Origin of the sequence: Bifidobacterium callimiconis (genome assembly GCF_003952005.1) — a bacterium.
GTDB classification, from domain to species: Bacteria; Actinomycetota; Actinomycetes; order Actinomycetales; family Bifidobacteriaceae; genus Galliscardovia; species Galliscardovia callimiconis.
On the sequence record NZ_QXGJ01000015.1, the window covers coordinates 24,801 to 32,742 of the forward strand.

Annotated in this window: 6 protein-coding genes; 4 read left to right on the plus strand and 2 right to left on the minus strand. The window is 63.5% G+C overall.

Annotation, left to right across the window (positions count from 1 at the left end):
• Positions 1 to 227 precede the first annotated feature (227 nt).
• Together D2E23_RS10570 and D2E23_RS10575 are read left to right on the plus strand one after the other, a co-directional pair.
• The gene (locus D2E23_RS10570) at positions 228 to 854 is read left to right on the plus strand and encodes a FluC/FEX family fluoride channel (RefSeq protein WP_126030870.1); all 627 of its coding nucleotides are present in this window, start codon (positions 228 to 230) and stop codon (positions 852 to 854) included.
• Positions 851 to 1,237, plus strand: coding sequence for a fluoride efflux transporter FluC (locus D2E23_RS10575; protein ID WP_240541607.1), 387 nt, complete (start codon positions 851 to 853; stop codon positions 1,235 to 1,237). Before D2E23_RS10570 ends, D2E23_RS10575 begins: the two co-directional genes overlap by 4 nt.
• Before the next feature lies 1 nt (position 1,238).
• Here the strand turns inward: D2E23_RS10575 and D2E23_RS10580 are convergent, their stop codons facing one another.
• Entirely contained in the window at positions 1,239 to 2,831 is a 1,593-nt protein-coding gene (locus D2E23_RS10580) for a ClC family H(+)/Cl(-) exchange transporter (RefSeq protein WP_241227286.1), read from the minus strand.
• Between the two features lie 425 nt (positions 2,832 to 3,256).
• Between D2E23_RS10580 and pdxS the strand changes: the two genes are divergently transcribed.
• Together pdxS and pdxT are read left to right on the plus strand one after the other, a co-directional pair.
• A complete protein-coding gene (gene pdxS / locus D2E23_RS10585; RefSeq protein WP_093960904.1) occupies positions 3,257 to 4,132 on the plus strand; it encodes a pyridoxal 5'-phosphate synthase lyase subunit PdxS in 876 nt (291 codons plus the stop codon).
• Between the two features lie 87 nt (positions 4,133 to 4,219).
• On the plus strand, positions 4,220 to 4,840 hold the full coding sequence (pdxT, locus tag D2E23_RS10590) for a pyridoxal 5'-phosphate synthase glutaminase subunit PdxT (protein WP_126030872.1): 621 nt from the start codon (positions 4,220 to 4,222) through the stop codon (positions 4,838 to 4,840).
• Positions 4,841 to 5,800: 960 nt separating this feature from the next.
• On the opposite strand, the gene D2E23_RS10595 is transcribed toward pdxT, so the two are convergent.
• The gene (locus D2E23_RS10595) at positions 5,801 to 7,189 is read right to left on the minus strand and encodes an NAD-dependent succinate-semialdehyde dehydrogenase (protein WP_126030873.1); all 1,389 of its coding nucleotides are present in this window, start codon (positions 7,187 to 7,189) and stop codon (positions 5,801 to 5,803) included.
• Positions 7,190 to 7,942 lie beyond the last annotated feature (753 nt).

Consider the following 7,942-nt stretch of genomic DNA (forward strand, 5'->3'; position numbering starts at 1 on the left):
TCGGTGCGTCGGGCGCATACGTGTGCAGGCGTGCACGGCGACGATGTGTGCGGCACGTGGAAGCGCGTGCGATGCGTGGGACGGTCGGATTCAGCGGATTGCGTTCATACTTTTCGCCGTTTCCCCTTCTCCAAGCGCCCGAGGGCGCCACGCGGAGTACGGTATTGTCATGCCGCATGCGTTTCGAAGCTTTGAGACGCAACGTGGAGAGAGAAGGTTAGGGGAAGATGAGCAAACCCATACGTCAACGTGCGGCCGGCACGGTCGCCGGTCAGGATCGTCCGCCGCTGGCCGATCCGATGATCTATCTGGTGGTGTTCCTGGGCGGTTGCCTTGGCACGGGCATGCGATACGGGCTGACGTTGGCCAATTCGCCGGCCACGATCGTCGGTGCGCAGCCCAGCGTGTGGGATGCGATCCATCTGGGCACGTTCACCGCGAACATCGTGGCCTGTTTCGTGTATGCGTCGCTGAGCACGTATGTGTCGCGCGCCGCCTGGGTGCGCAAGCGCAGCCGTGATCTGGTGTCGCGCGGCTTCGGCATGGGCATGTGCGGCGGCCTGTCCACCATGAGCACGCTTGCGTTCGAGCAGCTTCGCGATCTGGCTGCCGGCAATGTGTTCGGCGTGCTGGTGTATGTGCTGTTGAGTTTCGGTGTCGGCGTGGTGGCCGCGTATGGCGGTGTGCGCATGTCGCTGGCGATCACGCGCGTACGGGCCGATCACATGGCGTCGAGCGTGTGGGACGGCATGGCCGCGAGCGCGCCGGCCGCATCGTCGTCCTCGTCTTCGTCGGTGTCCGTTGATGAAGCGGATCGTGATTCCGCCAATGACGTCAAGGGAGGTGCGCGATGATGTTTCTCGCAACGGTATTGACGTTCCTTGGCGTGTGCGTGGCCGGCGGCCTTGGCGCCACCGCGCGGTTCGTGCTCGACACGGCCGTGAAACTGGCGTGGAAGAACGCGTTCCCGCTGTCCACGCTGATCATCAACATCATTGCGTCGTTCCTTGCCGGCATGGCGGGTGCGGCGGCCGTGGCGTCGGCGTTCCCGGAGCCGTGGCATCTTATGGCCGTCACCGGTTTCCTCGGCGGCCTGTCCACGTTCTCCACCGCCATCAACGAGGTGGTGACGCTCGGTCGTGGCGAGCACAAGGCCATGGCCGGCTACTATCTGATCGCCTGCATCGTGGTGCCGGTGGTCTGCGCCGCGCTTGGCTGGCAGCTGATGGGCGTGTGAGCTATCCGCGGCACAGGGTGGCGAGCGCGGAGCGGGCGGCGGATTCGGAGCATTCGCTGAACAGCACGACTACGTAGTCGCCGGCGAGGATCACGGAACTTGGGTTGGGTACGAAGTCTCGGCTGCCGCGGCGAACCGTGATGATCATCATGCCGTCGGGCAGTGGTGCGGTGCCGAGCGCTGATCCGGCCAGGCGGCTGCCGATCTCTACCGGGTATTCGACGACGCCGCTGCGGATGGCGGTCGGCTGCGCGCCGGCGTCGCCGTCGTTGTTTGGATGACCGGCTTGGTATCGGTCGAGCAGTACTTCGTAGATCGGTTTCGTGTTGCATACGTCGGCCACGAACAGCGCGATCAGTACGCAGGCGGCCACGGGCAGCATGTGCGTGATGTTGCCGGACATCTCGACGATCAGCAGGATCGACGTGATCGGCGCCTTGGTGGCGGCGGCGAGTGTGCCGGCCATGCCGATCACGGCGAACACGGACACGTACTGCGTATCTAGGGCGATCGGCAGGTCGGGCATGCCGCCCAGTGTGGCCACGAGTGCGCCGGTGATCGAGCCGACCGCGAGGATCGGCATGAAGATGCCGCCGGGGGCGCCGCTGGCGAAGCTGGTCGCGGTAAATAGCATTTTGACGATCAATAATGCTGCGAGCAGTCCGAGTCCGGCGCCGCCGCGTTCCATGAAGGCGATGAGGTTTTCGCCGCCGCCGAGCGTGAGCGGCAGCAGCATGCCGCACGGCAGCGCCACGGCGAGGGAGATGATGGGGCGTGCCATGGCGGGGACGTGGCTCATCAGTGTCTGCAGTCCGAGCAGCAGACGGTTCATGGCCACTCCGATCACGCCGGTGGCCAGTCCGAGCGGCAGCAGCCACCAGTAGTGGGTCAGCGGCAGCTGTTGAATGGTGGCGAAGTCGAGGACCGGGCGGAGACCGAAGCAGTATTTGGCCACGAAGTCGCTAGTGAGGGATGCGCTCATGGCGGTGAGCAGGATCGTGGGGGAGAAGCTGCGGTGGATCTCCTCGAGTGCGAACATGGCGCCGGACAGGGGTGCGCAGAATGCCGCGGACAGGCCTGCCGCCGCGCCGGACGTGATCAGTGCGTTGCGATCCACCTGACCGTGCGCGAGTCGCCCGCCTGTCGCCTGACTGGTGGCGGCGCCGATCTGTACGGACGGGCCTTCGCGGCCCATTGACAGGCCGAACAGTCCGCAGAGCAGTCCGCCGGCGTAGCGCACCACGAGAATCGACCATGATCGCATGCGCATGCCGCGCGTCACCACGCCTTCGGTCTGTGGGATGCCGCTGCCGGATGCCATGGGCTCCCAGCGGATCAGCCATGCGACGAACAGTCCGGCGAGTACGGCGGCCGCGGCCCATGCGGCGATCCAGAGCGGGTTGTCGCGCAGCCACGCGTACATGGCCGTGGCGAACTTCGTGCCATAGCCGATACCAAGACGGTAGAGCACCACGAGCAGGCCGACGGCGAATCCGCTGATGATGCCCTTGGCGGCGATGCGCCATTTCACGCGGCTGAAGTCGGAGAGGAAACGGTGGATCTGCGCCTGGCGACGGTGTGGGCTGCGCGGCACGTTTTGTTTGCGTGAAGCATGGGATTCAGACGATGTTTCACGTGAAACATTCCGTGAAACAGTGGAGGTGTTTTGTGTGGAGGCGTGTTGTGCGTCCTGGTCGTTGTGTGAAACGTTGTCTGCATCGTTCTGTGGAACGTCATGCTGATCCGAACCGCTCATGCCCATCTCCTTCGTCGCCGCGTCCAGCATACGCCGTGTGGGATGGTGCGGCCTTCTTTGAACGCGTTATCGGTTTTGGTTATTGCCGATCGACGCCGAAATATGGGCGGCTTTGCGTGTCCGTAACGTGGCGTTCATAGCATTGGGCGTTACGTGTCCTATCATCTGCGCTTCATGGGTCCGTTTCACGTGGAACGTGGTGAGGATGAATGACGATCGGCTGGATTGGCCGACGACCGACAAAGGATAAAAAGGGGAATAGCATGGCCGAGAACAGGTCTGAGCTGAACAAGAACCTTGCCCAGATGCTCAAGGGCGGCGTGATCATGGACGTGACCACGCCCGAGCAGGCGCGAATCGCTGAGGATGCCGGTGCGTGCGCCGTGATGGCGCTGGAGCGCATTCCGGCCGACATCCGTGCCGCCGGTGGCGTCTCCCGCATGTCCGATCCGGCCATGATCAAGGGCATTCAGGAGGCCGTGTCCATCCCGGTGATGGCCAAGGTGCGTATCGGCCACATCGCCGAGGCCCGCATCCTGCAGGCCATCGAGATCGACTACATCGACGAGTCCGAGGTGCTGTCCCCGGCCGACGACGTCTACCACATCGACAAGACCCAGTTCGACGTGCCGTTCGTGTGCGGCGCCAAGAATCTGGGCGAGGCCCTGCGCCGCATCGCCGAGGGCGCCGCCATGATCCGTACCAAGGGTGAGCCCGGCACTGGTGACGTGATCCAGGCCGTGCGTCACATGCGCACCATGAACAAGCAGATCCGCGAGCTCGTGGGCCTGCGCGACGACGAGATCTTCGAGGCCGCCAAGCAGCTGGCTGTGCCCTACGATCTGGCCAAGTACGTGCACGACAACGGCCGCCTGCCCGTCGTGAACTTCGCCGCCGGCGGTGTGGCCACCCCGGCCGACGCCGCCCTGATGATGGAGCTTGGCGCCGAGGGCGTGTTCGTGGGTTCCGGCATCTTCAAGTCCGGCGACCCGGCCAAGCGCGCTGCCGCCATCGTTCAGGCCACCGCCAACTGGCAGGACGCCGATCTGCTGGCCAAGCTCTCCGAGAACCTCGGCGAGGCCATGGTCGGTATCAACGAGGACGAGATCGAAACCATCATGGCCGCCCGCGGCGAGTGATCGGATCGTTCTCGAACTGACATTGTCTGGCTCCCTTCTTTGAGGGGAGCCATTAATATTCATCGTTTCGTGTAAAAGGACACAACATTGGTAGTAGCCGTTGAATACATCTCCAAGGAGGAGTCCGACGAGGCTGAATCCGCCAAGCATGGCGTGACGGGCATCCTCGCCGTGCAGGGCGCGTTCGCCGAGCACGCGGCCATGCTCGACCGTCTGGGCGCGCAGTGGAAGCTGCTGCGTGCGGCCGAGGACTTCGACGAGTCGATCGACCGCGTGATCCTGCCCGGCGGCGAGTCCACCACGCAGGGCAAGCTGCTGCACTCCACCGGACTGTTCGATAAGATCGCCGCGCACATCGCCGCCGGCAAGCCCGTGTTCGGCACCTGCGCCGGCATGATCCTGCTGGCCAAGAAGCTCGACAACGACGACAACGTGTACTTCGGCGCGCTCGACGCCGTGGTGCGCCGCAACGCGTACGGCCGTCAGCTCGGCTCGTTCGCCGCGAACGCCGACTTCGGCGACATCAAGGACTTCCCGCTGGTGTTCATCCGCGGGCCGTTCGTCGTGTCCGTCGGCCCGGACGCCACCGTGGAGACCGAGGTGAACGGCAACGTGGTGGGCCTGCGTCAAGGCAACATCATCGCCACCGCCTTCCACCCCGAACTCACCGACGACACCAGGATTCACGAGCTTTTCCTGAGCTTGTGAAAGGAACGGAAGCACTGCCTGAGCTTGTGAGGCTGAGCCGTTAAGCGGACAGTCCAGTGGACTGTCCGTAGGCGATGCGAGCGCGACGCGTCGAGCGCGAGGTGGGGATTGAGCCCGCCGGAGGGCGGTCCGTCAGAAGTGTGAGCCGTTAAGCGGACAGTCCAGTGGACTGTCCGTAGGCGATGCGAGCGCGACGCGTCGAGCGCGAGGCCTGCCCAAGCTCCTATGGGTCCACAGCAATCATCGGGCCGCCGATTGAATGCGAGGTCGGCCCGAGGTCTTATCCGTCGAGTCGATTCCCTGATAGAACGGTATCGAGGCTCTATACGTTCCATAAGGGGCGTAGCGATCATCGGGACGCCGATCGGAGTGCAAATCGGCCTAAGGGTTCCACGGGGTTCCGTAGGCCCTTGCGCCCGTTGACTAGGCAAGTTCGCCTCGGTGCCGTACGCACTCTCATACCATCGAGGGCTCCGATCAAGCGCGAGGCCGATTCGGGGCCTGCTGACAGCATTCATGCCGATATTTTCCTCGAACCGCGGTGGTGCAGCGGCGTCGGCCTTGCGCCTTACCTTTGACTCCCCTTCCCTGAGGGGAGCTGTCGGAGCAGCCGACTGAGGGGAGCCAGTCCGATCATCCCGGTTCCCGACGCTGTTTTTCGGGCTCGTCGGCGTGGGGATCCCTCCCTCTGTCACGACATACGTCGTGACATCTCCCTCCCATGGAGGGAGAACGGGTCCATTCCTTTGTGCTCCCTCCCGGGGAGGGAGCTGGCCGGCGAAGCCGGACTGAGGGAGGGAATCCGTCCCGATCAGGTTCCGAATCCCTCCCTCTGTCACGACGCACGTCGTGACATCTCCCTCCATGGGAGGGAGAACACAGGAATGGGTCGTCACGGATCATTGACGTACCCGCAGCGAAGCGCGTTCGCCGCCGGATCCGGATCCGGATCCGGATCGCTCAGAACGTGCCGTCGATGTCGGCTACGGCGACGACCTTCTGGTTCACGAACTCCTTGAGTCCCAGGTCGAGCAGCTCGTGTCCGTATCCGGAGTTCTTCACGCCGCCGAACGGAATGTCGGCCGCGACGACGGTCGGATGATTGATGGCGACCATGCCCGTGTCGAGGCGGCGGGCCACCTGCTGCGCGTGGTGGATGTCCCTGCTGAACACCGAACCGCCCAGTCCGAACGGGGAGTCGTTGGCGATGCGCACGGCGTCGTCCTCGTCCTTGGCACGGTAGACCTGCGCGACCGGTCCGAAGAACTCGGTGTGGAAGGCGTCGTTGTCCTCGGTGATGCCGGTGACGATCGCCGGCGGGAAGAACGCGCCTTGTTCGGGCACCTCAGCCAGATATTCGACCTTGGCGCCCTGTTCCACAGCGGAGGCCACCTGCTGCTTCAGCTTCTCGACGGCGCCCGTGCTGGACAGCGGCGCGAGCGTGGTCTTCGGATCGGTGGGATCGCCGGCCACCAGCTTGGACGCGCCCTCGCGGTACCGGGCGAGGAAGCGGTCGTAGACGGCGTCGGCCACGATCAGGCGCTTCGACGAGACGCACACCTGACCGGCGTTCCAATTGCGGCCGAACACCGCCCAGTCGGCGGCCTTGTCCACGTCGGCGTCGTCCAGCACGATGAACGCGTCGGCGCCGCCGAGCTCCAGCGTGCTCTTCTTGAGATGCTTCGCGGCGAGCGACGCCACGATGCTGCCGGCCTTCTCCGAACCGGTGAGCGCAACGCCGCGCACGTACGGGCTGGCGATGACGTGCTCGGTGAGATTGTGCGGCAGATACAGGTTGGTGAGCAGACCCTTGGGCGCACCGGCCTCGAGGAACAGCTGCTCCATACGGGCCGCGCTCTGCGGCACGTTCGACGCATGCTTGAGCACGACCACGTTGCCGGCAGTCGCCTGCGGCGCGGTGATGCGCACGACCTGGTAGTACGGGAAGTTCCACGGTTCGACGGCGAAGACCACGCCCATCGGGTCGTTGACCAGCTGCACGTCGGTGTCGCCGTACCCCTGGGCCGGGATCAGGCGCGGGGCCAGCAGCGCCTCGCCGTGCTTCACGTAGTAGCGCAGCATGCCCACGCACAGGTCGACTTCGGCCTCCGCCTCGGCCGTGATCTTGCCCATCTCCAGGGTGAGCGTCGCGGCGTAGTCGCTGCGGTTCTTCTCGAGGATGTCCGCGGCCTTGGCCAGCACGGCCACGCGATCGGCGATCGGCTTGTTCCTCCATTCGAGGAACGTGTCGTGCGCGGTCTGCAGCGCGGCATCCACTTCGGCTTCGGTGGCGTCCGGGAACGTCGTGATGGTCTGTTCGGTGTATGGATCGATTGTGGCGTATACCATGGTTTCCCCTTCCGGTTGTCGTCGTCGGCAACCAATGTCAATGGTATTGATGAATGGATGTCATTGGTAGTGTTTTCTGCTTAATGAGAAAACGCTTACCAAAGATATGGCGTCGTATTGTCAGTACGATCGTGGCTATATATACTCTATTTCTCTGGATAATTATTGAAATATAAGTGATAGACGAACGTGATCCCGACGTTGCCGTCACCGTGCAAACCGTCGCTGAATAATACTGCAATCTTTATTTGGAAAACGCTTTCCTAAGAATTGCCAATACGATACCGTTGTTGACGATTACATGGGATGAACGGCACAAGACGGCTGCCGTGGCCGCCGGCCTGATATCGGCACGGATCTGTCGACTGTGGATAGCCGGTCGAATCGTTGCGGGCATATCGGAACGTCGTCGTTGCGAATATGCCATCGTTATGGATAAGCCATCGTCGCCCCCTTCGATCGTCTGCATTGACGGTGAACGTAACGCCATCATTATGCGGACATGAGGAAGCGATGCGCCACTATGTTGCCGGCGTTGTCATGTTGCCGGCGTTGTCATGCGAATCCGCGGTTCGCGGAGACCGGGAGACCGGCCGCATTCCCCGGTACGGAGAACGATCGTTGTGCTCCGCGAACCGCGGATCCTGCGGGACGCACGCCCGCGCCCGCATCGTCGTAACGTCTGCCGCGCGCTACCCGTTGATCACGACCTTCTGGTTCACGAACTCCTTGAGTCCCAGATCGATCAGTTCG

Coding starts and splice junctions, on each gene's coding strand:
- pdxS (WP_093960904.1), top strand. CDS start 3,257: ATGGCCGAGAACAGGTCTGAGCTGAACAAGAACCTTGCCCAGATGCTC.
- D2E23_RS10570 (WP_126030870.1), top strand. CDS start 228: ATGAGCAAACCCATACGTCAACGTGCGGCCGGCACGGTCGCCGGTCAG.
- D2E23_RS10595 (WP_126030873.1), bottom strand. CDS start 7,189: ATGGTATACGCCACAATCGATCCATACACCGAACAGACCATCACGACG.
- D2E23_RS10575 (WP_240541607.1), top strand. CDS start 851: ATGATGTTTCTCGCAACGGTATTGACGTTCCTTGGCGTGTGCGTGGCC.